The sequence below is a fragment of the Mesorhizobium sp. CA6 genome, assembly GCF_020165035.1.
Lineage (GTDB): Bacteria > Pseudomonadota > Alphaproteobacteria > Rhizobiales > Rhizobiaceae > Mesorhizobium.
The window spans coordinates 177,899-202,272 of the sequence record NZ_JAIUHI010000014.1 but is presented as its reverse complement, the minus strand read 5'-3'; the positions used below and the strand labels follow the sequence as shown (position 1 = coordinate 202,272).

The following is a 24,374-nucleotide window of genomic DNA, read 5'->3' as shown; positions in this document are numbered from 1 at the left end:
AAGGACGACCAGGATTCATTCGGTCTCCTTCCCACTTCAACCATACACCAGAACCAACACACAGGATTCCAGGGTCTTCGCGACGGAGCTTCGCTCCTGCTCCGCCCTCGAATGACGATCGCGATGGGCGTTTCGGCCAATCCCCAACGCACCTGCCAACGCAAACAGCCGATCGATCAAAATCCCTGTGCAGAGCGTTGCTTCAGAAGAATTGTGGTTTACCAATCCCGGCGTCGCCATCCAGCCGCCCTTGACGGCGGATCGCGATGACCGCGACCGACCACGACGATCAAGAATGAACTTCGGCCATTTAAAGAGCCGGACCTAGCCGGACAGGGCTTCCGTCATAGAAACGCGACAATCGAAAACGGCTGAGGTCGTGGCCGGTTTCATTTCCCTGGATCATGTCGCAGACGATGCGGCCGATGCCAGGCCCGATACCGAATCCGTGGCCGCTCATGCCCGTCGCGACGAAAAGACCGCCGATCGCCTGGACCCGATCCACGACGGGAACGACATCGGGCATGGCGTCGATCATGCCGCCCCAGCCGGCCTTCAGGCGAACAGTCTCGAACCGGGGGAAAAGCTGTTTGAAATTGCGCTCGATCGAGCGAAGCTTTGCCGGCTCAGGGGTTGGGTTGAGCACGCGCATTCTTTCGAAAGGGCTTGAGGAATCCGGCGCCCAATCGCGTGGCGTCGACCAGCCATCCGGGTAGCCTGACGGAGCGAACGGGAAATAGCGCGTGCCGAACGGGTTGTCCCTGAGGGCGGGAATATACTTGGTGAAGTGCCGGAATGCGTCAGGCCCCAGGTAAAGCAAGTGGCTGCCGCCCGCAGCGAGCGTATATCCGCCATCCTGCCTGCGCCTGAAAGCGATATGGTCGTCGGCGGCCGCGCCTCGATAGACCTCAGGCATGGGTTCTGTGGCGGCCACGGTTACGCGGACGCTGAGCTGGGGGATGGCTACGCCATGTCTCGCCAGGAACAGGGACGACCAGGCGCCGCCCGCGACCAGCACGGTTGAGGTCTCGATATATCCCGCCTCGGTCCAAACGCCCTTGATCCTGCCGGCTGCGATCTCGAGGGTGCGCGCCGCGCAATTCTCCACGATCCTGGCGCCTTTTCGCACGGCAAGCCTGGCTAACGCAGGCACCGCCAACCAAGGTTCCGCGCGCATATCGGAGGGCGTCGTCATCGCGCCCTTGAACCTGCGCGACATGCCGGTGATGAGTTTTGCGGTCTCGTCGACGCCCAGGAGGCGTGTGTCGAGCTCATGGATCGCGGCGATCCTCATGAATTCTTCGAACTTGGCCATATCCTTGTCGGCGTTCGCCAGGTAGGTCACGCCTGTCTGGTTGAGCCCGATGTCCTCGCCGCATTCCTCGGCCAGTTGCCGCCATAGGCGAATGGCCTCGATGACGATCGGCAGCTCATCCGCGTCCCGTCCCTGCTTTCTGATCCACCCCCAATTGCGGGAGGACTGTTCGGCCGCAACGCGGCCTTTTTCCAGCAGCGTCACCGGAATGTTTCGGGAAGCAAGGAAGAGGGCCGTCGTTACGCCGATGATGCCGCCGCCGACGATCACCACCTCCGAAGCCTTCGGCGGAGGACCGGGGTACTGGACTGGATCCGCTTCGGTGAATGGGAATGTCGGCAAATGGCGCATCCGGAAGGACTGGTTGACGGTTCTGGCTTACCGGTTGTCACCGTCCAATATCAGGAGCAGCCGAAGGCTGACCGTTGTCCCACGGCAGTTGCCGGGAATGAGCCAGTGGCGAAGCTGTTGGATTAGGCGCCTATATCGGCGCTCCGGCCACCGATCCCCTGACGATCAGATCTACCGGCCAGACCTCACCGCGAGCCCCCTCTTCCAACCCCGATATCCGCGCCGCGAGCCGTTCTGCGACACGTGCGCCGGCGAGGCGGATCGAGGAGCGTGTCGTCGACAGCGGCACCGGGAAATTCTCCGGCCGCAGCCAGGGGAAGACGTCGTCATGGGCGACCAGCGAGAGGTCGCCCGGAATGGTGAGGCCGAGATCGCGCACCGCGCGCACCACACCCAGCGCCATGATGAGGCTGGAGCAGACGATCGCCGTCGGCGGCTCAGCCTCCTCGAGCAGGCGGCGGGCGGCGCGGTAGCCGTTCTCCTCGGTCATCGCCACCGAACGGATGTGGCGCTCGCCGAGCGCCAGCCCGTTCGCGGCAAGCGCGCGGCGCATGCCGCGCTCGCGGTGGATGGCGAAGGTCTCGCGCTCGTTGCCGTTGATCAGCGCCAGGCGCTTGTGGCCGAGCTGGATCAACAGCCTCGACGCTTCGTGGAAGGCGCCCTCATTGTCGATGTCGAGATAGGGATAGTCGAAATCGAAGCCCTCGCTGCGGCCGTGGACGATGAAAGGGATGCCCAGCGTGTTGACCAGCGCCAGCCGCTTGTCGGCCGGCCGCGGCGCGGACAGGTAGACGGCGTCGACCTGGCGGTTGGCGACGATGCGCCGGTAGGTCGTTTCCTCGTCGTCGGCGTCGGCGGGCGAAAGCACAAGGTCGAGCTCGTGCGCACGCGCATAGTCGCCGAGGCCGGAGAGGAATTCGACGAAGTGCGGATCGATGTCGACGGCGGCCCCGGTCGGCAGCACATAGCCGATCATTCCCGACTTGCCGGTGGCGAGCCGGCGCGCGCTGGGGTTGGGCCGGTAGCCATGGCGCTTGGCGGCGTCCACAACCCGGCGCCGGGTCTCCTCGTTGACCTCGGGGTAGCCGTTCAGCGCCCGGCTCACCGTGGTCTGCGAGAGCGACAGCATATGCGACAGCTGCTTGAGGTTCATCGGAGGCCTCCAGCCTCAAAGCGCTTTCAATTTTGAATCGGTCTGACGATTGTTGGCGAGATCATCAAGCATGACGACCTTAGAGGCCAGACAGCGTCGTTTGAAGCAAAATTGCTACTGCAGTGCCAAAAAAGCATGCTGCGCTGCACTTTTTTCGCTTAATCTTCTCCTATTTAAATCGATTAATGACGTCGCCCACTTGACTCCAAGGCGATTCAATGGCGTGATCAAAATAGCCAAAGCGCTTTGGAAGTCTCTTCAAAAGGTTGCGGTTGCCCTTTCGCTGAGTCACAGTTCCGCGGCGTCGGCGGACGAAATGGAGGTTTCGTCCTTTTTGTGATCACTGGGAGGACTTGCGATGAAGAAAATGCTTCTCTTGGGTGCGGCATTCGCGGCACTCACCCTCAGCCTGCCGGCGCAAGCCGAACTGAAGTTCAAGCCGGGCGAGGATTCGAAATTTCATTGGGCCAATTACGACGACCTCAAGAAGGTCGACCTCAAGGGCGAGACGCTGACGATCTTCGGGCCGTGGCGCGGCGAGGACGAGGCGCTTGTCCGATCCGTTCTCGACTATTTCCAGGAAGCGACCGGCGCTGAGGTGAAATATTCCTCGTCCGAGAATTATGAGCAGCAGATCGTCATCGACACCCAGGCCGGCAGCCCGCCCAACATCGCCGTCCTGCCACAGCCGGGCCTCATCCAGGATCTTGCTTCCAAGGGCGTGCTGACCCCGCTGGGCGACGACGTCGCGGCCTGGATCAAGGAAAATTACGCCGCCGGCGACTCCTGGGCCAAGCTCGGCACGTATACGGGCAAGGACGGCAAATCGGGCTTCTATGCCTTTCCCTACAAGATCGACGTGAAGGGGCTCGTCTGGTACTCGCCCGACAATTTCGACGAGGCCGGCTACAAGGTGCCGAAGACCCAAGAAGAACTCGCCGATCTGGAGAAGAAGATCGTCGCCGACGGCGGCAAGCCCTGGTGCATCGGGCTGGGTTCGGGCGGCGCCACCGGCTGGCCGGCGACCGACTGGGTCGAGGACATCATGCTGAGGACGCAGCCGCCGGAAGTCTACGACAAGTGGGTGAAGAACGAGATTCCGTTCACCGACCCGGCCGTTGTCAACGCCATCGACATCTTCGGCAAGATCGCCACCGACGACAAGATGGTGGACGGCGGCGCCAAGGCGGTCGCGGCGACCGACTTCCGCGACAGCCCGAAGGGCCTCTTCACCGTGCCGCCCAAGTGCTACATGCACCACCAGGCATCGTTCATCCCCTCCTTCTTCCCGGAAAACGTGAAGCTCGGCCAGGACGCCGACTTCTTCCCCTACCCGCCTTACGCCTCCAAGCCGGAACTGGGCACGCCGCTGGAAGTGGCCGGCACGCTGGTGATGATCACCAAGGATTCCAAGGCCTCGCGCGAGTTCATCAAGTTCCTCGAGATGCCGCTCGCGCATGAATTGTGGATGGCGCAGAAGAGCTTCGTCACCCCCTTCAAGGCGGCCAACAAGGAGGCCTATGGCAGCGACGCGCTGAAGAAGCAGGGCGAGATCCTGGTCGGCGCCACGACGGTCCGGTTCGACGGATCCGACCTGATGCCGGGCAAGATCGGCGCGGGTTCGTTCTGGACCGGCATGGTCGACCTAGTGGGCGGCAAGTCCGCGCAGGACGTCGCCGCCGACATCCAGAAAAGCTGGGACGGCATCAAATAGCATCCTGAAATCTTCCTAATCCTCCTACTGGACCCGGGCTACGGCCCGGGTCCGACCGGCGGTCCGCGCCGGAAGCCTTCGCGTTTCGATTGTTCCGAATAACCGAAAGTCGGTGCATCCGATCGCCAGCCTCGGCCGGCCGGTCATGCGCAGGGAGAGGGACCCATGGCGGCTCAGATTTTCTCGGCCATATTCGTTATCATCATCGGCGTCGGCGGCTGTGTCGCCTATTTCTGGGGCGCCAACAAACTGCTCGATCTCGTCTTCCCGTCACGCGGCGTCTCTGGCACCGCCGCCGTCGACAATTTGCGCCGGCAGGGAATGGTGCGGCCCTGGCTGTTCGTCGGCCCGGCGATGATCATCCTAGCCATCTACCTGATCTACCCGGTGATCGCGACGCTGTGGCTCTCCTTCTTCGACCGCGGCGGCACCAATTTCGTCGGGCTCGCCAATTATGAATGGGCGGTCAGCGATCATGATTTGCGCAATTCGATCTTCAACAACATCCTGTGGCTGGCCGTGGTGCCGGCCGCCTGCACCTTCCTCGGCCTGATCATCGCCGTGCTCACCGACAAGATCTGGTGGGGCACCATCGCCAAGAGCCTGATCTTCCTGCCGCTGGCGATCTCCTTCGTCGGCGCCAGCGTGATCTGGAAATTCATCTACGAGTATCGCGGCGAGGGCCAGGTGCAGATCGGCCTGCTCAACGCCATCATCCAATATTTCGGCGGCCAGCCGCAGGTTTGGATATCGCTGCCGTTCTGGAACAATTTCTTCCTGATGATCATCCTGATCTGGATCCAGACCGGCTTTGCGATGGTCATCCTGTCGTCGGCGCTGCGCGGCATTCCGGAAGAGACGCTGGAAGCGGCCGTGATCGACGGCGCCAACCCGTTCCAGATCTTCTGGAAGATTATGGTGCCGCAAATCTGGGGCACGATCGCCGTGGTGTGGACCACCATCACCATCCTGGTGCTGAAAGTGTTCGACATCGTGCTGACCATGACCAACGGCCAGTGGAATACCCAGGTGCTCGCCAATCTGATGTTCGACTGGATGTTCCGCGGCGGCGGCGATTTCGGCCGCGGCGCGACCATCGCCATCATCATCATGATCGCGGTCATCCCGATCATGGTCTGGAACATCCGCCAGGCCAACAAAGAGACGGGAGGGCACTGAGATGGCGACCAAGACCGGAAAGTCCTTCGTCGGCCGCTTCGGCGTCCATATCGCCGTGCTCGTCTTCGTGGCGATCTGGACCATTCCTACCCTCGGCATCCTCGTCTCGTCGCTGCGCGACAAGGACCAGATCGTCGCCTCCGGCTGGTGGAACTCCTTCGCCAGTTCCAGCCAGAGCGAGGCGGGACGGCTGCCGGGCGCGTCGGCCCAAACCCAGAAGGACGGCAAATACGTCATCGAGGGCAATATCTTCGGCGATGGCCCCAAGCGCGAGATCAGCGCCTTCGGCGTCAAGTCCTCCGCGCCGACGCAGTACAAGGCGGGATCGGTTGCCGACCTCGATGACGGCGTCACGCTGCAGATGAATGCCGACGGCGGCTTCGTGCTGTCGTCACCGAAGGCCTTCGAGGGCGACCGCGGCCAGCGCGTCTATTTCGCCTCCTCGGCGCCGCCGAAATTCACCACGGACAACTACGATTCGGTGCTGTTTTCCGAAGGCATCGGCCGCTCGTTCATGAACTCGCTGACGGTGACCATCCCGGCGACGATCATCCCAATCCTGATCGCAGCCTTCGCAGCCTACGCGCTGGCCTGGATGCGCTTTCCCGGACGGCCGCTGCTGATCGCGGTGATCATCGGCCTTCTGGTGGTTCCGCTGCAGATGTCGCTGATCCCGCTGCTCAGGCTCTATAACGGGGTCGGCGCCTTCTTCGGCGTGCCGTCAAAGACCTATCTCGGCATATGGCTGGCACATACCGGCTTCGGCCTGCCCTTCGCCATCTACCTGCTGAGGAGCTATATCGCCGGCCTGCCGCGCGAGATCATGGAATCGGCACGCATCGACGGCGCCAGCGACTTCGAGATCTTCGTCAAGATCGTGCTGCCGCTGTCCTTCCCTGTGCTTGCCTCCTTCGCCATCTTCCAGTTCCTGTGGGTATGGAACGATCTGCTGGTGGCGATGGTTTTCCTCGGCACGGCGCCCGATCAGATCGTGCTGACAGCCAAGCTCAACGCGCTGCTCGGCTCGCGCGGCGGTAAGTGGGAGATCCTGACCACATCGGCGTTCATCACCATCATCGTGCCGCTGTTCGTGTTCTTCTCGCTGCAGCGCTATTTCGTCCGCGGGCTGCTTGCCGGCTCGGTGAAAGGAGGTTGAAGACATGCAATCGGCTTTGAAGGCGACGTCGCAGCCAGACCCGGCCGTCGACCGCGACTGGTGGCGGGGCGCGGTGATCTACCAGATTTACCCGCGCTCCTATCAGGACTCCAACGGCGACGGCATCGGCGACCTGAAGGGTATTGTTCAGCGCCTGCCCTATATCGCTTCGCTCGGCGTCGATGCCATCTGGATCTCGCCCTTCTTCAAATCGCCGATGAAGGATTTCGGCTATGACGTGTCGGACTATTGCGACGTCGACCCGATGTTCGGAACGCTCGCCGATTTCGACGCGCTGGTGACGGAAGCCCATCGGCTGGGGCTTAAGGTGATGATCGACGAGGTGCTGTCGCACACCGCCGACATCCACCCCTGGTTCAAGGAAAGCCGTTCCAGCCGCAACAATCCGAAAGCCGACTGGTATGTGTGGGCGGACGCAAAGCCCGACGGCACGCCGCCCAACAACTGGCTGTCGATCTTCGGCGGCTCGGCCTGGCAGTGGGACACCAGCCGCCAGCAGTATTACATGCACAATTTCCTGGCCGAGCAGCCCGACCTCAACTTCCACAACGCAGAAGTTCAGGACGCGCTGCTCGACATCACCCGCTTCTGGCTGGAGCGCGGCGTTGACGGCTTCCGCCTCGACACGATCAATTTCTACTTCCACAGCCAGGGGCTGGAGGACAATCCGCCGCTGCCGCCGGAACAGCGCAACGACCAGACGGCGCCCGCGGTCAATCCCTACAATTATCAGGACCATATCTACGACAAGAGCCGGCCGGAGAATCTCGGCTTCCTGGAGCGCTTCCGCGCGCTTCTCGACGAATATCCGGCGCAGGCGGCCGTCGGCGAGGTGGGCGATTCCCAGCGCGGCCTGGAGGTGGTCGCCGCCTACACCGCCGACGGCAAGCGCGTGCATATGTGCTATTCCTTCGACTTCCTGGCGCCGGAGAAGATCAGCGCGGCGAAAGCGCGCGCGGTGCTGGAGGCCTTCGGCACGGTCGCCAGCGACGGCTGGTCGTGTTGGGCCTTCTCCAACCATGACGTGATGCGGGTCGCCTCGCGCTGGGCCGCCAACGAGGCGGATCCGATCGCCTATCTGAAGGTGATCTCGGCGCTTTTGATGTCGCTGCGCGGCTCGGTCTGCATCTATCAAGGCGAAGAGCTCGGCCTTGGCGAGGCGGAGCTGAAGTTCGAGGACCTGCAGGATCCCTATGGCATCCGGTTCTGGCCGGAGTTCAAGGGTCGCGACGGCTGCCGCACGCCGATGGTTTGGGACGCGGCCGCCAAGAATGGCGGTTTCTCGACCGCCAAGCCGTGGCTGCCGGTGCCGGGCAAGCACCTGTCGCAGGCGGTCAACGTGCAGCAAGGCGACGCAAGCTCGCTGCTCGAACATTACCGCCGCTTCCTCGCCTTCCGGCGCCAGCATCCGGCGCTGACCAAGGGCGACATCGACTTTATCGAAAGCGATGGCGACACCGTCGCCTTCACGCGCCGCGAGGGCAATGAGCGGATCGTTTGCGCCTTCAATCTCGGCAGCAAGCCCTCCGAGGTCGATCTCGGCAAAGGTGCGCTGCAACCCTTGCCCGGGCACGGCTTTTCGGGACAGACTGGCAGCGGGCCGGTCCGCCTCGGCGGCTACGGCGCCTGGTTCGGACGCATCGACTGAACTTCTAAAACAGGGATCAACGGGAGAAGAAAAACATGGCCGATGTCACGCTCAACCAGGTGAAGAAATCATACGGCAACCTCAACATTCTCCACGGCATCGACCTCGATATCAAATCAGGCGAGTTCATCGTCTTCGTCGGGCCGTCGGGTTGCGGCAAGTCGACCTTGCTGAGGTCGATCGCCGGCCTCGAGGAGATCACGTCGGGCGAGCTGAAGATCGACGGCGAGGTGGTGAACGACGTGCCGCCGTCGAAGCGGGGCATCGCCATGGTGTTCCAGTCCTATGCGCTCTATCCGCATATGACAGTTTACGACAACATGGCCTTCTCGATGAAGATCGGCAAGGAAAGCAAGGCCGAGATCGACAAGCGCGTGCGCCAGGCGGCGGAGATCCTGCAACTGACCAAATATCTCGACCGCCTGCCCAAGGCGATGTCGGGCGGCCAGCGCCAGCGCGTCGCCATCGGCCGTGCCATCGTGCGAAACCCGAAGGTGTTCCTATTCGACGAGCCGTTGTCGAATCTCGACGCAGCACTGCGCGTCGCCACCCGCATCGAGATCGCCAAGCTCAAGGAATCGATGCCGAACACCACCATGATCTACGTCACGCACGACCAAGTCGAGGCGATGACGCTGGCGGACCGCATCGTGGTCTTGAAGGAAGGCGTTATCGAGCAGGTCGGCACGCCGATGGAACTCTACAAGCGGCCCGGCAACCTGTTCGTCGCCCAGTTCATCGGCTCACCGGCCATGAACATATTGCCGGCAAAGATCGAGAAGGCCGGCAATCCGACCGTGGTCAGCCATGTCGGCGGCCGCAAGGCCACGGTGCCGATCGCGACGCCGGCCTCGGCCAATGGCGCGGCGGTCAGCTTCGGCGTGCGGCCGGAGGATCTCGCGATTGCCACAGGCGCGGACTTTCTGTTCGAAGGCAAGGTCGACTATATCGAGCAGCTCGGCGAGGTTCAGCTCGTCTATATCGATATCGGCCGCGCCGACCTGCCGCTGGTTGCCAAGCTGCCGGGCAATGTCGAGGTCAAGCGCGGCGAGACGCTGCGGCTCAACGCCGGCGCCGGCGATCTGCACATCTTTGACGCCGACGGCCATTCCTTCACGCTGCATCGCGAGGAAGCAAAGGCTGCCTGACGCTAGAGAGTTTCACCGTTTCACCGAAACGGCGAAACTCTCTATCTCTTTGTTTTCACGCAATTTCGGACGGAAAACCGCTTACACTTTTCCTGGAATTGCTTTATCGGCAGGCTGGCTTTCCCGGCAAAAAAAGAGAGCGGCGGGCCTGGCCCGCCGCTCTCTCTTTCAAATCACAGTCGGCTATCAACGGTTGCCGAAGTGGTCGCGGTCGGCACCCTGAGGCGCCGACTTCTGCACGTCGCGCGACGAGTTCAGCAACTTGTAGACGGGCGAGTCGGTGCCGATCGATGACGTAGGGGCGGTATCGACCGCCGGGGCCGGCTGGTTGACGCCACTGTTGTTGTAATTGTCGCTGCCCGCAAAAGCAGCGCCGGAAACCGCCAGCAGGGCGGCCGTGGCAAGAACGATCTTCTTCATTTCAGTGCTCCTGAATCTTGTGGTCCGACCGATGCGGCGGGCGAGCCCGCCGCCGGTTCAAGGTCGGCTGTTAGTTGTTGCCGAAAAGGTTGTGGTCGGCGCCCGTCGTGGCAGGCTGCTGGGTGGCCGGCGCAGACTGGCGGACCGCAGCCGTGTAGGACGAGTCGACCTTGGCCGCCGCCTGATTGGCTTCATTCGGGTTGTAATGGTCGCTACCAGCAAAGGCGCTGCCAGAAATTGCCAGAAGGGCTGCGGCAGTGAGAACAATCTTTTTCATTTTTGCTACTCCAGTATCTTTATTCAGTCCGTCTAGCGGCGTGTCTTGGGAATGAAACTCGCGTCGTTCGGACAGCGCTGATTTGGGTGAGCCGAGGGCAGGATTCCAATCACGAAGTTTTTCCGTCTGGACCATGATTCCGCATCTTGAAGTTTTGATAAGCATGCCTATAACTTTATTTTTATCGCATTTAATCAATAACTTATGCAGATTTGACCGTTGGCTCACCAAATGTATCGGAGCGCCAACGTTCACACCGTCCTGCACGCACCGTCAACAGAAACGAACCGTTCAGTTCGATTTTAGAATCTCCTAATAGTCACTTTTCGATACTATTAACCATCATACCCCCCGTTCCACCGGCCGATTCGGCCCGCTCCATGACCGTGTTCAGACTGAAGGCCAGCGGGCATTCGCGCCGGAAGGGTCGCAGTCGCCCTGCTTGTCGGTGCCCGTAATCGGGGCTCGAACCGCGAATTGAACACCAAAATGGTCGAGATGACGCCGTTATGCCCTGCCTTGCCAAGCAAGGATCGAGTGTTTACAGGCGTTGTCCAGGGGTCAGGGCAACGATACGACCGGCGCAGCCGCCGGCCGGAATTGCAGAGCGGGGGTCAAGAACATGCCTCTTTCCGACGTCTACGCCGTTGCAAGCCGGGACATCGTCTTCGAATCCTTCGACGGCGAAGCTGTCGTGCTCGACCTCTCCAACGGCAAGTATTTCGGCTTCTCCGATTCCGGCAGCAAAGTGTGGCAGGCGCTGTCCTCGGGTGTCGGCACCGAAGCGCTGATCCGATCGGCCGCTGGCAGGATCGACGCCGCCGCTATCGAGGCATTCATTACGCAGCTGGTCGAGTTCGGGCTGCTGGCGCCTTCCAGCGCAACGCCGCTGCCGTCATCCGACGATTTGCCGGCGGCGCTGGCTGCGGCGAGCGAACCGCTCACCGTGAGCGTCCATGACGATCTTGCCGACTTGATCATCGTTGACCCGATCCATGAAGTCGAGGAGCCGCTCGGCTGGCCGGCCGTCAGGCAGGTTTCCTGAACCGGCGAAGGGTCAGGGCGGCCGGAACAGACCATGCCACATGTGACGCTCGAGACCCTGCCGGACTATGCCCGCTTTCTCATCGCCGCTGCCGAAGGCGCCGCCGGGCAGTTTCCGGTCCGGCGTGCTGTCCGCCTGCCAGGCCTGGAATTGATCGCGCATCTCGATCCCGGCGCGCTCGCTGATGCCCTTGGCCAGGCCTTCATCGAAGCCGAAGGCGATCCGCGGGACTCCCGCCAATGCCGTATCTTCATCGGCCATCCAGGCATCGGCGACATGCCGGAACCGGCAAGCTGGGGCGATGCGCATTTCACCGAGCACGGCTTTGCCCGGAAACTTGCGGAGGCAGGGCTGCGCGGCCATCATTACCACGATCTGGATTTCTGGCAGGTCTACGATCCCGCCCGACGGATCGGCGTCCAGTTGATGCGGTCTCCCGACGCGTTTCCGCCTTGGGAGCAGGGGTCGCCGCTGCGCGCCTTCCTGCACTGGGAATACGCCGCGCGCGGCATGCGCCTTGCCCATGCCGGCACGCTGGGCCTCGACGGCAGGGGCGTGCTGCTGGCAGGCGCCGGGGGTGCGGGAAAATCCGGAACCGTCGTTGCAGGACTGCTCAACGGGCTGGACAGCGTCGGTGACGATTACGTGCTGATCGATCTTTCCGGCGGCGTGACAGCGCGACCGCTGTTTTCGATCCTGAAGCAGGATCCGCCGGGTTTCGCCCGGCTCGGGCTGGAAAGGCGGCTGGGAACCGGCCGCCCGCTCAACTGGCAAGGCAAGCATGCCTTCCACATTCACGAGATCGCGCCCCGGCCAGTAGGTGAGAGTCTGGACATTTGCGCGTTGCTGGTGCCACATGTCAGCGGCGGAAAGATAAGTTCGATCGCACCGATTTCGCGCAAGGATGCCATCATCGCGCTGGCGCCGTCCGGCATCGCCCAGATGCCTGGCGAACGCGACAGCGGTTTTCGCTTCTTCAGCGATCTGACCCGGCTACTGCCATGCTACCGGATTTCGCTTGGGTCACGCCCAGGAGAAATCGCCGCTACGATTGCGGATTTCCTTGTCCGGAGCGCCCGGTGAAGTTGAGCGTGATCATGCCTGTCTACAACCGCGAGCGCTATGTCGTTGCGGCATTGCGTTCGCTCATCAGGCAGCGCGACGCCGCCGATCTCGACATCATCGTCATCGATGACGGCTCGACCGACGGTTCGGCCCAAGCGGTGCGCGCGATGATGGACGAAGCGCCTTGCATCCGGCTGTTTCGGCAGGAAAACATGGGCGTGACCCGGGCGCGCAACAGCGGGCTCAGCCGGCTCAAGCCGGAGACGGAACTGGTGTCCTTTCTCGATTCGGACGACATCTCGCCGGCCGGGCGCTTCGCGGCGGATCTGGACCTTTTCAGGCGCGATCCTTCTCTCGAGCTCACCTATTCCAGGATGATGCTGGTCGACAGGATCGACGACGAGACGCTGGAGCCGACCCGCGACAGCACCAGCATCACGGTTCGCGGCATCCATCTCTCGGCGGCGATCTTCTCGCGCCGTCTGGTCGACCGGATCGGCGCTTTCGACGAGGACTTCGTCCAGGCCGAGGATACGGACTTCCTGCTGCGCAGCTTTGAGGTCGGCCCCCGATGCGCGCTTCCGGACACGCTGGCGCTTTATTACCGGCGGCACGCCGGCAACATGACAAGGCAGCAAGATGTCCAGTCGCGCGAGTTCATGCGCGCGATCTACAAGTCGATGAAGCGGCGCAGGGCCAACCCTTCGCTCAAGCCGATCGAAGGCATCTTCGAACTGAAGAAACTCGCGGACTGGCAGTTCATGTGATGAGCGCATACGGCGTCGTCATTCCGGCCTACAACGCCAGCGCCACGATCGCGGAGACGCTGCGATCGGTGGCGGCGCAGACGTTGCGGCCCGAACTGGTCGTGGTGGTCGACGACGGCTCGACCGACGATCTCGCCGGCGCGATCGGCGGCATCGACCTGCCGCTCAGGCTTTTGCACCAGGACAATGCCGGACCCGGCAGCGCGACCACCCGCGGCATCGCCGCGCTGTCGACGCCCTTCGTGGCCACGCTCGATGCCGACGACCTTTGGCTGCCTGGAAAGATCGCGGCGCAGCTTGCCCATCTCGAACGGCTTCCCGGCATATCCGGGGTCTTCGCCCATATGCGCGCCTTCCGCGACGGAGAACCCGACGCGATGGCCCCGACCGCAACCCCCGGCTGGTCGCGCTCAACGATGCTGATGCGCCGGCAGACCGCGGAGAGCGTCGGCCCGATGGTCGATCCGCCGGGCGGCCGCGGCGAGATGATCGACTGGATCGCCCGCGCGCGGGAAAGCGGTTTTGTCCTCGACATGATGCCTGATGTCCTGGCGCTCCGGCGCATCAGGCCGGGGAGCCTGTCCTATGGGCGCGACGCGGCACGCGACCGCGGTTACCTGGAAGTGGCACGCCTGGCCATGCTGCGACGGGCACAAAGCAAAGCCAGTTCCAGCTGATGGCGAAGATCCGTCGCATCGGCAGGCGTTTTCCAGACTATGGCTGGTCCTGGCCGACCGGCTCGCTCGACCAGTTGCTCAAGGCGGCACTTCTGCCCGACGAAGAGGCGGCGCGCCTTTGCGCCGCCGGCTGGCTGAACGAGAACGACATCGACCACGTCTCCTTCCGGGAACACCGGTTGCTTGCCGCGATTTCCGACAGGTTCGGACGCAAGCTTGCCGGCAACGCCGCTTATCCGCGCCTGGTCGGCCTGCAGAAGATGCTGTGGACGAAGTCGCGCATGGCCATGCGCGAGGCCGAGCCCGCACTGAAGGCGATGGTCGATGCCGGCTGCACGGTGATGTTGATCAAGGGCGCCAGCCGCACCGCGCTCGATGCCGCCGCGCAGCGCGGGCGCGTGGCGCATGACATCGATATACTGGTGCGGCCGGGCGATATGCAGCCGGCCTTCGATGTGCTGCGCGACCGCGGCTGGCAGATCGCCAGCGGTGTTTCCCCGCAATATCTGCGCGCACGGCTGGGATCGCTGCGCTCGATGAATTTCTTCAAGGGCAATTACGGCGACATCGACCTGCATCAGCTTGCCTATGACGGGTCGCAGCAGAACACCGAGGACGACCTCGCCATCTGGCGCCGCGCGATTGCCGCCAAATTCAGCGATGTCAGCGTAGTCGTCCCCTCGGCAGCCGACCGCATCGCGCTCGCCATCGCGCATGGCGGCCTCGACGCACATACGCATAGCGACTGGCTGGTCGATTGCACCGTGGCCATCGAGGGCGGCACTGTCGACTGGACCATATTCCTCGATGTCATCGCCAGGCGCAGTCTCGCCGTCGCCGCGGCGGTGGCGCTTTCCTATCTTGCGCTGGAGATCGGCATCGCTGTGCCGGAGGCCGTGCTGGCCAAGGTGGTGGACATGGCTGACCGGCGCGGCGCGGCCCGGTTGTCGTCGGTTCTGCAGGCCAAGCCGCGCACCGATTTCGGCGCGCTGACCTGGCTGTCGCGGGGATTTGCAAAGCAGCTGCGCCTGCAGCGCAAGAAAGGCCGGCTGAAGCAGACCGAGCCCGACATCGTGTGGCGCGGCAAGTCCGTGAAGACCAAGGCCATAGGCAAGCCTGCCGCATTTGTGCTCTCGCAACCCCTGGATGAACCGGAGGGCGAAGCCAGCGAGATGATGCTCGATCTCATCGTGCGCATCGTCGTCCCGCCGGTCAGGCGACGCATCGAGATGGAGATCAATGCGGGCGACCGGCACGTGGCCCGGCTGCGCTCGATGGCGATCAGCCGCTCCGGCGGGGAGCGGATGCTGCGCTTTCGCGGCAAGGTGAAGCTTGAGCGGGCGGGACGGGCCCTGGTGCTGGAGGCTCGGCCGTCACGCCAGTTTCGCGTCTGGGACAGCGAGCAGGCCGTCGCCAGCTATGGCGCGCTGCCTTTCCAGCTCGTTTCGGCGAAATTCTCTCCGACCGGCTGACATCAGCGCAACAGTCCGGGACGGCTCAAGAGCCTGGGGTAATCAGCTTCAAGGAGGGGAAATAGGTTCGATATCGGCCGATATCGCGGGTCAGAAGTGGAAGATGGCCGACCGCAGCGTGCGCACCAATGAAGAAGTCCGGCAAAACACCAGTCTTTTGTCCTCCTGACCGGCGGTACTGTGTAAATACCTTTCCGGCCAGGAAAAGAGCGGCCCTCGGCATGGGAGCCATTTCAAGACCGGCCGCATCGAGAAAAGCGTCAAGATCCTCGATGCGGGCGTAGCGTACGGCGAGCTCGGCATAGACCGCATCGTTGATCAACAATGGTCCGTTGAGGCTCGCCGCCTCAAGCTGAGCAACCGACCAATCTGCCCAGTTTGGATCGTCAGTAACAAGGTCAAGCAGGACGTTGGTGTCGATGAGCGTCACGCTTCACCACGCGTCAGCGCCATGATCGCGTCGGTCGTAAGCCCCTCGCCGGCATGGCCGCGCAACTTGGCGAAGCGGCTCGCCGTTTGCTTTCTGTCGACACGAGCAAGCACTACGCTCCCATCGGCGGCGCGCCGGAAATCGACCCTGCTTCCCGGGACAATCCCCAACAGATCGCGGACCGGTTTTGGAATGGTGACCTGTCCTTTTGACGTAACGGTGGTAGCCATCTTCGCTCCCCAGTAATACCAATTGTAAGCAAGGTATTACCTTTTGGGTCGAATTTCAACGGGCTTCTGTCAAACTCCATAGCGCTCGGTGCGGATAATCCCCGCCGGAACGCCGGCGCCAATCAGGGCATCAGCGGCGGCCGAGACGAAGGCGTTCGAGCCGCAGACATAGGCGAGCCTCGGTGCCTTCGGCAGGCGCTCGACGGCCTGCACCATCATGCGGGCGTCGACGCGCCGGGAATAGTCGGACGGCCGCCTAGCCGGCTCGCGGGTCAGCGTCAGCACCAGATCGAAACCGTCGCGGCGATCGTCGAGACCGATCAGCTCGTCGCGGAAAATCACCTCGTCCCAGACCCGCGCCGAGAACACCAGCACAACGGGTACCGCCGTGTTGCGCAGCATACGATGGCGCACCATCGCCATCAGCGGCACGACGCCCGAGCCGCCGCCTACCAGAAGGATCGGCCCGCCGTCGCTCTCCTCCCAGATGAAATGGCCACCCAGCGGCCCGCGCAGCTCGATCTCGTCGCCGACGGCAGCCACGTCGTGGAAGAAGGGCGAGACCTCGCCGTCGTCGAGCCGCTCGATCGCGAGCTCGACGACGGCACCTGCTTCGGGCGCCGAAGCTATGGAATAGGATCGGCGCGCCTGATAGCCGTCCGGCGCCGTCAGCCGGACGTCGACATGCTGTCCGGCCAGATGGGCGAAAGGCCGCGACGGTTGGAACCAGAAGCTGGTGACGCGTGGCGTGCGCTTTTCGATGCGGGTGATCGTGGCTTCCTGCCAGGGCGATTGCGGCGACGGCTCGGCACTCATCGATTGCTGCTCATAAATCGCCGCTCACGGGTCACTGGAATAGCGCTGCTCGCGCCAGGGGTCGCCATACATATGATAGCCGCGCAGCTCCCAGAAGCCCGGCTCGTCGCGCTCGGTGAACTGCAGCCCGTTCACCCATTTGGCCGATTTCCAGAAATAGAGATGCGGCACCAGAAGCCGGGCCGGCCCGCCATGATCGGGCGTGATCGGCTTGCCTTCGTAGAGCAGCGCCACCATCGCCTTGCCGGTGACGAGGTCCTTGGTCGGCACATTGGTGGAATAGCCGTCAAAGGACAGCGCCAGCGTGTAGGCCGTCGGCGGCTCGATGCCGGCATCGGCGAGGACGTCGTCGATCATCACGCCTTGCCAGGGCGTGTTGAACTTGGTCCAGGCCGTGACGCAATGGATGTCGCGCGTCATCTTGCTTTGCGGCAGGGCGTTGAACTCGGCCCAGTTCCATTTCTTGAGCGGTCGCGGCCCCTGCTTCAAGGTGAAGGACCAATTTTCGGTGCGCACGCGCGGCGTCGGCCCGGCCGAGAGAACCGGGAAACCTTGTTCCAGGTACTGGCCCGGCGGGATGCGCGCGTCGGCGTCGGAAGGAGGACGCCGTCCGGAAAAAAAGCCGCGCGTGACCATCGAGACGCCTCCTGCACCGGTGGAAGGATGCGGGGAGTGTTCTCGAATATACCTCTACGGGCAACAAGAATCTTGGCGACCCGCCTTGCAACAGGCAGGTCGCCACGACGTCGTCAGCCGGCCGCGAAAGGCACTGCGACGAAGATCTGCTGGTCGCCGCGATCAACAAGCAGCAGCACCGACTTCTTGCCCGACTTGGCTGCCTCGGCGATCGCCTGGTTCGCCTGTCTGGCGTTCTTTACGGGCGTCTGGTCGACGCCGATGATCACGTCTCCCGGCTGGAGGCCCGCCGCCGAAGCCGCCTTGTCCGGATTGACACGCTCAATCACGGCGCCGTGCTGGTTGTCGGCAAGGTTGAGCTCCTGCCGGATATCGGGAGTGATATCGGTCAGCCCGAGGCCGAGCGACGGCACGCCCTGGCCCGCTGACGGCTTGCCGCCTTCGCCATTCGAGGCGGTCTGCACCTCGTCGGTGTTGCGGCCGACGTCTGCGGAGACCTGAACCGCCTTGCCCTTACGCCAGATGTCGACGGTTTCCTTGTTGCCGGGCGGGACATCTGCGACGGCGCGCGACAGGTCCTTCGGATCCTTGATCTCCTGGCCGCCAAAGCCGGTGATCACATCCCCGACTTCAATGCCCGCCTTGGCCGCCGGCGAGCCCGGCGTGACCGACGAAACCAAGGCTCCGGCAGGATGGTCGAGGCCGATGGCGCCGGCAACATCCGGAGTGACCGGTTGGATCTGCACACCGAGATAGCCGTATTCGATGTCGCCGCCCTTCATCAGCTTGGCCACGACTTTCTGGGCCTGATCCGACGGGATGGCGAAGCCGACGCCGACGCTGCCGCCATTGGGCGAGTAGATGGCGGTGTTGATGCCAATCACATTGCCATGGATGTCGACCAGCGGACCGCCCGAATTGCCGTGATTGATCGGCGCGTCGATCTGAATGAAATCGTCGAACGGCCCGCTATGGAGATCGCGGCCGCGCGCCGACACGATGCCGGCGGTAACCGTGGTGCCGATGCCGAATGGGTTGCCGATCGCCAGCACCTGGTCGCCGGTCATCAGCTTGCTGGAATCGCCCCACTTGACGGTCGGCAACGGCTTGTCTGCCTTGATCTTGAGCACAGCCAGGTCATGCTTCGCATCGTGGCCGACAAGCTTGGCCGGAAGCTCGGTGCCGTCGTCGAGCGTCACCTTGATCGAGCTGGCGCCGTCGATGACATGGTTGTTGGTTACGATTGTGCCATCCGCGCTGACGATGAAGCCGGAGCCGAGCGCCTCGCTACGTGGTGCCCGCTGAGGGGGCGTCTTGGGCATCGGCATGCCCTGGTCGCCGAAGAATTGCCGGAAATAGTCGTCGAAAGGCGAGTTGCCGTCGAAGGGCGAACCCTCGCTCATGGCGTCCGGCTGGCCCTTCATCATTGTCGTGACTGTTACGACTGCCGGCTTTGTGGTGGCAACGATGGGAGCGAAGGAGCCGTTAGGCGCGGTAACGCCGGCGGCGGGAGTTTGCGTGGTGGCGACGGCGTTGCTCAATCCGGCGTTGTTCGTGCTCTCGGCAAAGGAACCAATAACGGGAGAAATGATCAGCGCAGCGCCCAACAGGGCCGCGACGCGATGTCTGCGAAGAATGTTCATGGGTGACATGGTCGTTTCTGTCCGGGCGAGAGGTTGATCGGGCACCCCGGATGTGTCTCGAAGCACGCATCCGTTGGCGTGTCGGCGACCGGGATTGCCTGCCTCGCCTTGCATGGCAGCCGGCCGGATCGACAATCAGGATTTAGGGTGCGGAATGGCCTGAATCAGGGCCTTTGGATGACCTTACGAAGATTTAATTCAGAGAGCGCTTACGAACCGCTCTCTCCGACGCAGATAAGCGGAGGCGATCTCACGCATTCGCTGGCCGGTAAAACTCGGGCCATGGCCGCCATGGCCGATGCGGATCGGCAGGTCGAGCAGGCGCCGCATGGTGCGGCAATAGGCCGTGCGGTCCGAATCCGGCAGATCGTCGATCAGCATGCCGTCATAGATGGCATCGCCGGCGAGGAAGAGGCCATCGGCCTCGTCGAAAAGCGCGATCGAATCCGGCGAGTGTCCAGGCAGATGCAGCACACGGAATTTGCGGTCGCCGAGATCGACGATGTCGCCTTCGTCGAGCGCACGCGTCAGCGGTGCTGACGGAATCCGGTAATCGGCCGCCTTCCAGTCCGGCGCCGGCAGTTTCGAGACGGCGCCGTCGAGATTGTGGAACATGTAAGCGTAGGTGACGGCATCATCCATGGCGTCGAACCGCGGCGCGCTCATCTTCGGGCCCAGGCGCAGCGGGAATTCATGCAGCGAGCCGACATGGTCGAGATGGATGTGCGTGGCGACGACGATGAGCGGCTTGCCGGGCGGCGTGTCGATCTCAGGCGCCAGCGGACGGATGCCCATGCCTGTGTCGACCAGCAGATCCGCCTCGCGGCCCTTCAGATGCCACATATTGGCGCGCACGAAATCGTGCACGAAAGGCTCGGTCAGCATCGTCGTGCCGGCATCGACTTTCGCCTTGCCGAACCAGTCGCCAACCTCAAGCTCGGGCATCGAGCCGCCGCCCATCAGATGAACGGCTTGCCGACCTTGTATTTTTCCGGCACCAGCCGCTTCAGGTAGGCCATGCCGGCTTCCGAAAGCTGATTGGCGTCCGGCTTCATGAAATCGTCGGGCATGTGGCGGGTCTTGCCGGCCACCGCCTTCAGCGACACCTTCTTCAACACCGTCTTCGACCCGTCATATTGCAGCGCGACCGAGCCGCCGCCTTCGCCTGCGACAGCAACCGCGAAAGCGCCGGCGTCGAAGGCTTCCTTGGCGTCCACGGCGCTGATCGCGCCGACGTAACCGCGCGGCATGTAGCCCAGCGCGTCGACCCGCGCGCGCTTGCCGGGCAGGCCCTCGGCCAAGGCCCGTTCGAGCGCCGCCGGCAGGTCGCTGCCCGACAATTTGACGTTGCCGTGCTGATCGCGCTCCAGCTTGTCCGGCGGCACCAGGCTTTCGACCAGCGCCTTGCCGTCGGCAGTGCTGACGCCCTCCGAGACAGCGACGATGCAGCGCTTGTGGCGGTCCAGCTTTTCGCGCACTTCCTCGATGAAGCGCTTCGCCGAGAAGGCGCGCTCCGGCACGTAGATCAGATGCGGTCCGCTGTCGGGATCGAGCTGCCATGCGGCCGCGGCGGCGGTCAGGAAGCCGGCATGCCGGCCCATGACGATGCCGACATAGATGCCGGGCAGGGCGCGGAAATCGAGGTCGACGGAGAGGAAGGCGCCAGCGACGAATTCTGCCGCCGAGATGAAGCCCGGCGTGTGGTCGTTCTCCTCGAGGTCGTTGTCGATGGTCTTGGGCGCGTGCACGAAGGCGATCGAGCCGCCGGCGGCATCGGTCAGGATCTGCTGCGTGCCCGAGGTGTCGTTGCCGCCGATATAGATGAAGGCGTCGGCGCCGGCCTTTTTCAAGCCGTTGAGGATGACCTCGCAATAGGCGGCGTCCGGCTTGTCGCGGGTCGAGCCGAGGGCGGCGCTCGGCGTGCCGGCAATCAGCCGCAACCTGTCCTCGGGGATGGCGGAGAGATCGACATAATTGCCGTCGCGCATGCCGCGCACGCCGTGGAGCGAGCCCAGCACCTTGGCGCCTGGATGGCGTTTGCGGATTTCCAGCGTGGCGCCGACGACCGTCTGGTTGATGACGGCGGTCGGGCCGCCGCCTTGCGCGATGACGAAGGTTCCAGACATGCTCGATTTCTCCCGAAGCGAAGGTTTTCAGGTACCTTGGCCTGTCTTGCGGCATCGCGCAACGGAAGAAACGGTATCTCGAAATGGCGGCCAGACAGGTCGCCTGGAAAGATCAGACCACGACGACCGGGTTCTTCTTGGAAACGCGGCTGTAGAGGTCGATAATGTCCTGGTTGATCAGGCGCACGCAGCCCGACGACATGGCCTGGCCGATGCTCCACCATTCGGGCGAGCCGTGGATGCGGTAGCCGGTGTCCTTACCGTTCTGGTAGATGTAGAGCGCCCGGGCGCCCAGCGGATTGGTGAGGCCGCCGGGCTGGCCGCCTTGCCATTTCACCAGTTCGGGCTTGCGCTGGATCATTTCCGGCGGCGGCGTCCACACCGGCCATTCGCGGCCGTACTGGATGTTGGCGCGGCCCGACCAGCGGAAGCCGTCCTTGCCGATGCCGACGCCGTAGCGGATGGCGTCGCCGCCCGGCTGGACGAGATAGAGCATGCGCTCCTGCAAGTGGACGACGATGGTGCCGGGCGCCTCGCCGGTCTTGTCGACGACGATCTGGCGGCGGAACTGCGGCTTGACCTTCTGCCACGGCACCTCCGGCACCTGGAAGCCGCCGTCGGTGAGCGAGGCATACATGACGTCCGGGCCGGTGATGTTCTTGTCGACGCTGATCGCCGGACGCATCGGCGGCACGGAACCGGTGACGGTGTTGTCGAGCTGCATTTGCGGCAGGTCGAGCGTGTCGGTGGTGCTGCAGCCGGCAAGGCCGAGCAGCGCCATGGCGCCGGCGCCGGAAAGCATGGCGCGGCGGGAAAGCTGAATTTCGGTATCGATTGCTGCGCCGTTGGAAGGCGACGTCAGACGTTGCGGCAACTCGCGCATGCACAAACCCTACGCTGCCGGCGGGGGTCCGGCCGGATCGCAGGCATTTTCGCCATTCATCGTTGAAAAAGGGTGAAAGAGCCCGTGCCGGGCTTAACCCTAACGGATCGTTATGGCGGTAGATGAGCCGCCGGCCTCGGCGCTGAAGATTTTTCCAACGGCCCCTTTACATTCTCCCCGGCCCCAGGATTTATCCTTTTCTTTGCGTTCAAGGAGCAGGGAAATGTCCTTCGAAAACTGGGCTGCCTTCGCCGCCGCCTCTTCCATTCTTCTCATCATTCCTGGCCCGACGATCCTCCTGGTCGTCTCCTATGCGCTTGGGCAAGGCTGGCGCACCGCGTTGCCGATGGCAGTGGGCGTGGCGCTGGGCGACTTCACCGCCATGACGCTGTCGATGCTCGGCATTGGCGCGCTGCTTGCGGCTTCGGCAACGGTGTTCACCATGCTCAAGGTGATCGGCGCCGGCTATCTCATCTATCTCGGCATAAAACTGTTCCGCGCCGGCGGCGCGCTGAAGGCCGAACCGCGCACCGACGCGGTCTCGGCGGCACGGATGATGGCGCATGCCTGGCTGGTGACGGCGCTGAACCCGAAGAGCATCACCTTCTTCGTCGCCTTCCTGCCGCAATTCCTCGACCGGCATGCCGATTTCTGGACGCAGATGCTGATCTTCGAGACGACCTTCCTGACTTTGGCCTTCGCCAATGCCTTCGGCTACGCGCTGGTCGCGTCCAGGGCCAGGGCGATCGTGCGCAACCCGAAGGCGATCCGCATCTTCAACCGCACCGGCGGCACGCTGCTGGTCGGCGCCGGCATCGCCACGGTGGCGATGCGGTCGGCCAACTGAAGCTATGAAGGACGCATTCGGTCTTACCTATTCCGGTGCGACCGAAGCCGGGTTTTCGTCCTACGCCCGCGCTGTGCATGAATTGCAATGCTTCATCGGCGATCCGGTCAGCTCCATCGACCGCGCTATTGGCGAAAATCCCGGTTTCGTCATGGCGCATGTATTCAAGGGCTATCTGTTCGGCCTGGCGACGGAGCGCGAAGCGACTGCCGTGGCCAAGGCGTGCTACGAGGCGGCGTTGCCGCTTGCGGCGACGACCCGCGAGCAGGCGCATGTCGCCGCACTCGGCCATCTCGCGGGGGGACACTGGCACCAGGCGTCGCGCATTCTGGAAGATGTCGCCATCGACCACCCGCTCGATGCTGTGGCGCTGCAGACCGGGCATCAGGTCGATTTCTTCACCGGCAATGCGCGCATGCTGCGCGACCGCATCGGCCGGGCGCTGCCGGCCTGGCAGAAAGACATGCCGGGCTACCACGCCGTTCTCGGCATGCAGGCGTTCGGGCTGGAGGAGATGGGCGATTATGGCCGTGCCGAATCCTTCGGCCGGCAGGCTGTGGAGATCGAACCGCGCGACGGCTGGGCGCAGCATGCGGTCGCGCATGTCATGGAAATGCAGAGCCGGCAACGAGACGGCATCGCCTGGATGCGGGCCAATCCCGACGCGTGGTCGACGGACAGCTTCCTCAAGATCCACAATTGGTGGCATCTGGCGCTGTTCCATTACGATCTCGGCGAAACCGACGAGGTGCTCAAGCTCTATGACGGGCCGATCTATGGCGACCGCTCGACATTGGCGCTCAACATGGTCGATGCCTCGGCGATCCTGTGGCGCCTCGCACTGGGCGGCGTCGATGTCGGCGACCGCTGGGCGGCGCTTGCCGGCAACTGGATGCCAAAAGCCGCCGCCGGCAATTATGCCTTCAACGACGCGCATGCGATGATGGCCTTTGTCGGCGCAGGCCTGGAGGCGCCGGCCAAGACGCTGCTCGAGGCGCAACGCGAAGCGATGCGCGGCGAGGATGACAACGCCGTCTTCACGCGCGATGTCGGCCATCCGCTGACGCTTGCGATCAAGGCTTTCGGCGAAGGCAAATATGACGAGGCCGCGCGCCTGATCCGGCCGATCCGCTCGATCGCGCATCGTTTCGGCGGCAGCCATGCGCAGCGCGACGTGATCGACCTGACGCTGATCGAGGCCGCGTTGCGCGCCGGCGATACGGCGCTCGCGCGGGCGCTGACGGTCGAACGGCAGCTCGCCAGGCCCGACAGCCCGCTGTCGGCGCTGTTCTCGCGTCGCGCCGCCGATTTGTCAGAGAATTGACCCGGAGCGGATCTTGTCCTAAAAACTGGCC

General features: G+C 63.4%; 24 protein-coding genes. 12 read left to right on the top strand and 12 right to left on the bottom strand.

The genetic code is table 11. The annotated features are described in order from the left end of the window. Nucleotides 1–310: 310 nt before the first annotated feature. Nucleotides 311–1,657, bottom strand: coding sequence for an NAD(P)/FAD-dependent oxidoreductase (locus tag LB526_RS21725; RefSeq protein ID WP_224629761.1), 1,347 nt, complete (start codon nucleotides 1,655–1,657; stop codon nucleotides 311–313). Nucleotides 1,658–1,796: 139 nt separating this feature from the next. Continuing rightward, the gene (locus LB526_RS21720) at nucleotides 1,797–2,819 is read right to left on the bottom strand and encodes a substrate-binding domain-containing protein (protein WP_224629759.1); all 1,023 of its coding nucleotides are present in this window, start codon (nucleotides 2,817–2,819) and stop codon (nucleotides 1,797–1,799) included. 358 nt (nucleotides 2,820–3,177) lie between these two features. Between LB526_RS21720 and LB526_RS21715 the strand changes: the two genes are divergently transcribed. The 5 genes from LB526_RS21715 to LB526_RS21695 all read left to right on the top strand — a co-directional run bounded on the left by LB526_RS21715 (nucleotide 3,178) and on the right by LB526_RS21695 (nucleotide 9,685). Continuing rightward, nucleotides 3,178–4,533, top strand: a complete 1,356-nt coding sequence (locus tag LB526_RS21715; RefSeq protein ID WP_095768191.1) for an ABC transporter substrate-binding protein — start codon at nucleotides 3,178–3,180, stop codon at nucleotides 4,531–4,533. Between the two features lie 165 nt (nucleotides 4,534–4,698). Next, nucleotides 4,699–5,712, top strand: coding sequence for a carbohydrate ABC transporter permease (locus LB526_RS21710; RefSeq protein ID WP_095768190.1), 1,014 nt, complete (start codon nucleotides 4,699–4,701; stop codon nucleotides 5,710–5,712). Between the two features lies 1 nt (nucleotide 5,713). Then, nucleotides 5,714–6,868: a carbohydrate ABC transporter permease gene (locus LB526_RS21705; protein ID WP_140844682.1), complete on the top strand. Its 1,155-nt coding sequence runs from the start codon at nucleotides 5,714–5,716 to the stop codon at nucleotides 6,866–6,868. Nucleotides 6,869–6,872: 4 nt separating this feature from the next. Then, complete coding sequence (locus tag LB526_RS21700) at nucleotides 6,873–8,537, top strand: alpha-glucosidase (protein ID WP_224629757.1); 1,665 nt, start codon at nucleotides 6,873–6,875, stop codon at nucleotides 8,535–8,537. 35 nt (nucleotides 8,538–8,572) lie between these two features. Continuing rightward, nucleotides 8,573–9,685 carry an ABC transporter ATP-binding protein gene (locus LB526_RS21695; RefSeq protein WP_095768187.1) on the top strand — a complete coding sequence of 371 codons (1,113 nt, stop codon included), beginning with the start codon at nucleotides 8,573–8,575 and terminating at the stop codon, nucleotides 9,683–9,685. A gap of 186 nt (nucleotides 9,686–9,871) precedes the next feature. Here the strand turns inward: LB526_RS21695 and LB526_RS21690 are convergent, their stop codons facing one another. Next, the gene (locus LB526_RS21690; protein ID WP_140844674.1) at nucleotides 9,872–10,105 is read right to left on the bottom strand and encodes a DUF680 domain-containing protein; all 234 of its coding nucleotides are present in this window, start codon (nucleotides 10,103–10,105) and stop codon (nucleotides 9,872–9,874) included. 70 nt (nucleotides 10,106–10,175) lie between these two features. Continuing rightward, on the bottom strand, nucleotides 10,176–10,382 hold the full coding sequence (locus tag LB526_RS21685) for a DUF680 domain-containing protein (RefSeq protein ID WP_095768185.1): 207 nt from the start codon (nucleotides 10,380–10,382) through the stop codon (nucleotides 10,176–10,178). Between the two features lie 622 nt (nucleotides 10,383–11,004). Here LB526_RS21685 and LB526_RS21680 point away from each other — a divergent pair. From LB526_RS21680 to LB526_RS21660, 5 genes are read left to right on the top strand one after another with little or no spacing between them, the layout of a single operon-like run. Beyond that, nucleotides 11,005–11,427, top strand: a complete 423-nt coding sequence (locus LB526_RS21680; RefSeq protein ID WP_224629754.1) for a PqqD family protein — start codon at nucleotides 11,005–11,007, stop codon at nucleotides 11,425–11,427. Nucleotides 11,428–11,460: 33 nt separating this feature from the next. After that, nucleotides 11,461–12,510 (top strand): serine kinase, encoded by a 1,050-nt coding sequence (locus LB526_RS21675; RefSeq protein ID WP_224629753.1) that lies wholly within the window; start codon nucleotides 11,461–11,463, stop codon nucleotides 12,508–12,510. Then, on the top strand, nucleotides 12,507–13,259 hold the full coding sequence (locus LB526_RS21670) for a glycosyltransferase family 2 protein (protein ID WP_224629751.1): 753 nt from the start codon (nucleotides 12,507–12,509) through the stop codon (nucleotides 13,257–13,259). The genes LB526_RS21675 and LB526_RS21670 overlap by 4 nt, the downstream gene beginning before the upstream one ends. Further along, nucleotides 13,259–13,936, top strand: a complete 678-nt coding sequence (locus LB526_RS21665) for a glycosyltransferase family 2 protein (RefSeq protein WP_224629749.1) — start codon at nucleotides 13,259–13,261, stop codon at nucleotides 13,934–13,936. Before LB526_RS21670 ends, LB526_RS21665 begins: the two co-directional genes overlap by 1 nt. Then, on the top strand, nucleotides 13,936–15,408 hold the full coding sequence (locus LB526_RS21660; protein WP_224629747.1) for a nucleotidyltransferase family protein: 1,473 nt from the start codon (nucleotides 13,936–13,938) through the stop codon (nucleotides 15,406–15,408). Before LB526_RS21665 ends, LB526_RS21660 begins: the two co-directional genes overlap by 1 nt. 25 nt (nucleotides 15,409–15,433) lie before the next feature. Here the strand turns inward: LB526_RS21660 and LB526_RS21655 are convergent, their stop codons facing one another. The 8 genes from LB526_RS21655 to LB526_RS21620 all read right to left on the bottom strand — a co-directional run bounded on the left by LB526_RS21655 (nucleotide 15,434) and on the right by LB526_RS21620 (nucleotide 22,091). Continuing rightward, on the bottom strand, nucleotides 15,434–15,838 hold the full coding sequence (locus LB526_RS21655) for a type II toxin-antitoxin system VapC family toxin (protein ID WP_224629745.1): 405 nt from the start codon (nucleotides 15,836–15,838) through the stop codon (nucleotides 15,434–15,436). Next, the gene (locus LB526_RS21650) at nucleotides 15,835–16,068 is read right to left on the bottom strand and encodes an AbrB/MazE/SpoVT family DNA-binding domain-containing protein (protein WP_095768178.1); all 234 of its coding nucleotides are present in this window, start codon (nucleotides 16,066–16,068) and stop codon (nucleotides 15,835–15,837) included. Before LB526_RS21650 ends, LB526_RS21655 begins: the two co-directional genes overlap by 4 nt. A 69-nt stretch (nucleotides 16,069–16,137) precedes the next feature. Then, on the bottom strand, nucleotides 16,138–16,884 hold the full coding sequence (locus LB526_RS21645; RefSeq protein ID WP_224629743.1) for a ferredoxin reductase: 747 nt from the start codon (nucleotides 16,882–16,884) through the stop codon (nucleotides 16,138–16,140). 24 nt (nucleotides 16,885–16,908) lie between these two features. Next, nucleotides 16,909–17,520, bottom strand: a complete 612-nt coding sequence (locus LB526_RS21640; RefSeq protein WP_224629741.1) for a molybdopterin-dependent oxidoreductase — start codon at nucleotides 17,518–17,520, stop codon at nucleotides 16,909–16,911. 113 nt (nucleotides 17,521–17,633) lie between these two features. After that, nucleotides 17,634–19,172 carry a DegQ family serine endoprotease gene (locus tag LB526_RS21635; RefSeq protein WP_224531745.1) on the bottom strand — a complete coding sequence of 513 codons (1,539 nt, stop codon included), beginning with the start codon at nucleotides 19,170–19,172 and terminating at the stop codon, nucleotides 17,634–17,636. A 189-nt stretch (nucleotides 19,173–19,361) separates the two neighbouring features. Next, nucleotides 19,362–20,108: an MBL fold metallo-hydrolase gene (locus LB526_RS21630; RefSeq protein ID WP_224610165.1), complete on the bottom strand. Its 747-nt coding sequence runs from the start codon at nucleotides 20,106–20,108 to the stop codon at nucleotides 19,362–19,364. A 14-nt stretch (nucleotides 20,109–20,122) separates the two neighbouring features. Further along, the gene (locus LB526_RS21625; protein WP_224629738.1) at nucleotides 20,123–21,289 is read right to left on the bottom strand and encodes a diphosphate--fructose-6-phosphate 1-phosphotransferase; all 1,167 of its coding nucleotides are present in this window, start codon (nucleotides 21,287–21,289) and stop codon (nucleotides 20,123–20,125) included. A gap of 112 nt (nucleotides 21,290–21,401) precedes the next feature. Then, the gene (locus tag LB526_RS21620; RefSeq protein ID WP_224531778.1) at nucleotides 21,402–22,091 is read right to left on the bottom strand and encodes a L,D-transpeptidase; all 690 of its coding nucleotides are present in this window, start codon (nucleotides 22,089–22,091) and stop codon (nucleotides 21,402–21,404) included. A gap of 304 nt (nucleotides 22,092–22,395) precedes the next feature. On the opposite strand from LB526_RS21620, the gene LB526_RS21615 reads away from it, so the two are divergent. Both LB526_RS21615 and LB526_RS21610 read left to right on the top strand, forming a co-directional pair. Beyond that, on the top strand, nucleotides 22,396–23,019 hold the full coding sequence (locus tag LB526_RS21615; protein WP_140844649.1) for a LysE family translocator: 624 nt from the start codon (nucleotides 22,396–22,398) through the stop codon (nucleotides 23,017–23,019). A 4-nt stretch (nucleotides 23,020–23,023) separates the two neighbouring features. Then, nucleotides 23,024–24,343, top strand: a complete 1,320-nt coding sequence (locus tag LB526_RS21610) for a tetratricopeptide repeat protein (RefSeq protein ID WP_224629737.1) — start codon at nucleotides 23,024–23,026, stop codon at nucleotides 24,341–24,343. Nucleotides 24,344–24,374 lie beyond the last annotated feature (31 nt).

Excerpts from the sequence above, each read along its gene's own strand:
- LB526_RS21720 (WP_224629759.1), bottom strand. The coding sequence starts at position 2,819 with ATGAACCTCAAGCAGCTGTCGCATATGCTGTCGCTCTCGCAGACCACG.
- LB526_RS21715 (WP_095768191.1), top strand. The coding sequence starts at position 3,178 with ATGAAGAAAATGCTTCTCTTGGGTGCGGCATTCGCGGCACTCACCCTC.
- LB526_RS21710 (WP_095768190.1), top strand. The coding sequence starts at position 4,699 with ATGGCGGCTCAGATTTTCTCGGCCATATTCGTTATCATCATCGGCGTC.
- LB526_RS21705 (WP_140844682.1), top strand. The coding sequence starts at position 5,714 with ATGGCGACCAAGACCGGAAAGTCCTTCGTCGGCCGCTTCGGCGTCCAT.
- LB526_RS21700 (WP_224629757.1), top strand. The coding sequence starts at position 6,873 with ATGCAATCGGCTTTGAAGGCGACGTCGCAGCCAGACCCGGCCGTCGAC.
- LB526_RS21695 (WP_095768187.1), top strand. The coding sequence starts at position 8,573 with ATGGCCGATGTCACGCTCAACCAGGTGAAGAAATCATACGGCAACCTC.
- LB526_RS21690 (WP_140844674.1), bottom strand. The coding sequence starts at position 10,105 with ATGAAGAAGATCGTTCTTGCCACGGCCGCCCTGCTGGCGGTTTCCGGC.
- LB526_RS21685 (WP_095768185.1), bottom strand. The coding sequence starts at position 10,382 with ATGAAAAAGATTGTTCTCACTGCCGCAGCCCTTCTGGCAATTTCTGGC.
- LB526_RS21680 (WP_224629754.1), top strand. The coding sequence starts at position 11,005 with ATGCCTCTTTCCGACGTCTACGCCGTTGCAAGCCGGGACATCGTCTTC.
- LB526_RS21675 (WP_224629753.1), top strand. The coding sequence starts at position 11,461 with ATGCCACATGTGACGCTCGAGACCCTGCCGGACTATGCCCGCTTTCTC.
- LB526_RS21665 (WP_224629749.1), top strand. The coding sequence starts at position 13,259 with ATGAGCGCATACGGCGTCGTCATTCCGGCCTACAACGCCAGCGCCACG.
- LB526_RS21660 (WP_224629747.1), top strand. The coding sequence starts at position 13,936 with ATGGCGAAGATCCGTCGCATCGGCAGGCGTTTTCCAGACTATGGCTGG.
- LB526_RS21650 (WP_095768178.1), bottom strand. The coding sequence starts at position 16,068 with ATGGCTACCACCGTTACGTCAAAAGGACAGGTCACCATTCCAAAACCG.
- LB526_RS21645 (WP_224629743.1), bottom strand. The coding sequence starts at position 16,884 with ATGAGTGCCGAGCCGTCGCCGCAATCGCCCTGGCAGGAAGCCACGATC.
- LB526_RS21640 (WP_224629741.1), bottom strand. The coding sequence starts at position 17,520 with ATGGTCACGCGCGGCTTTTTTTCCGGACGGCGTCCTCCTTCCGACGCC.
- LB526_RS21635 (WP_224531745.1), bottom strand. The coding sequence starts at position 19,172 with ATGTCACCCATGAACATTCTTCGCAGACATCGCGTCGCGGCCCTGTTG.
- LB526_RS21630 (WP_224610165.1), bottom strand. The coding sequence starts at position 20,108 with ATGCCCGAGCTTGAGGTTGGCGACTGGTTCGGCAAGGCGAAAGTCGAT.
- LB526_RS21625 (WP_224629738.1), bottom strand. The coding sequence starts at position 21,289 with ATGTCTGGAACCTTCGTCATCGCGCAAGGCGGCGGCCCGACCGCCGTC.
- LB526_RS21620 (WP_224531778.1), bottom strand. The coding sequence starts at position 22,091 with ATGCTTTCCGGCGCCGGCGCCATGGCGCTGCTCGGCCTTGCCGGCTGC.
- LB526_RS21615 (WP_140844649.1), top strand. The coding sequence starts at position 22,396 with ATGTCCTTCGAAAACTGGGCTGCCTTCGCCGCCGCCTCTTCCATTCTT.
- LB526_RS21610 (WP_224629737.1), top strand. The coding sequence starts at position 23,024 with ATGAAGGACGCATTCGGTCTTACCTATTCCGGTGCGACCGAAGCCGGG.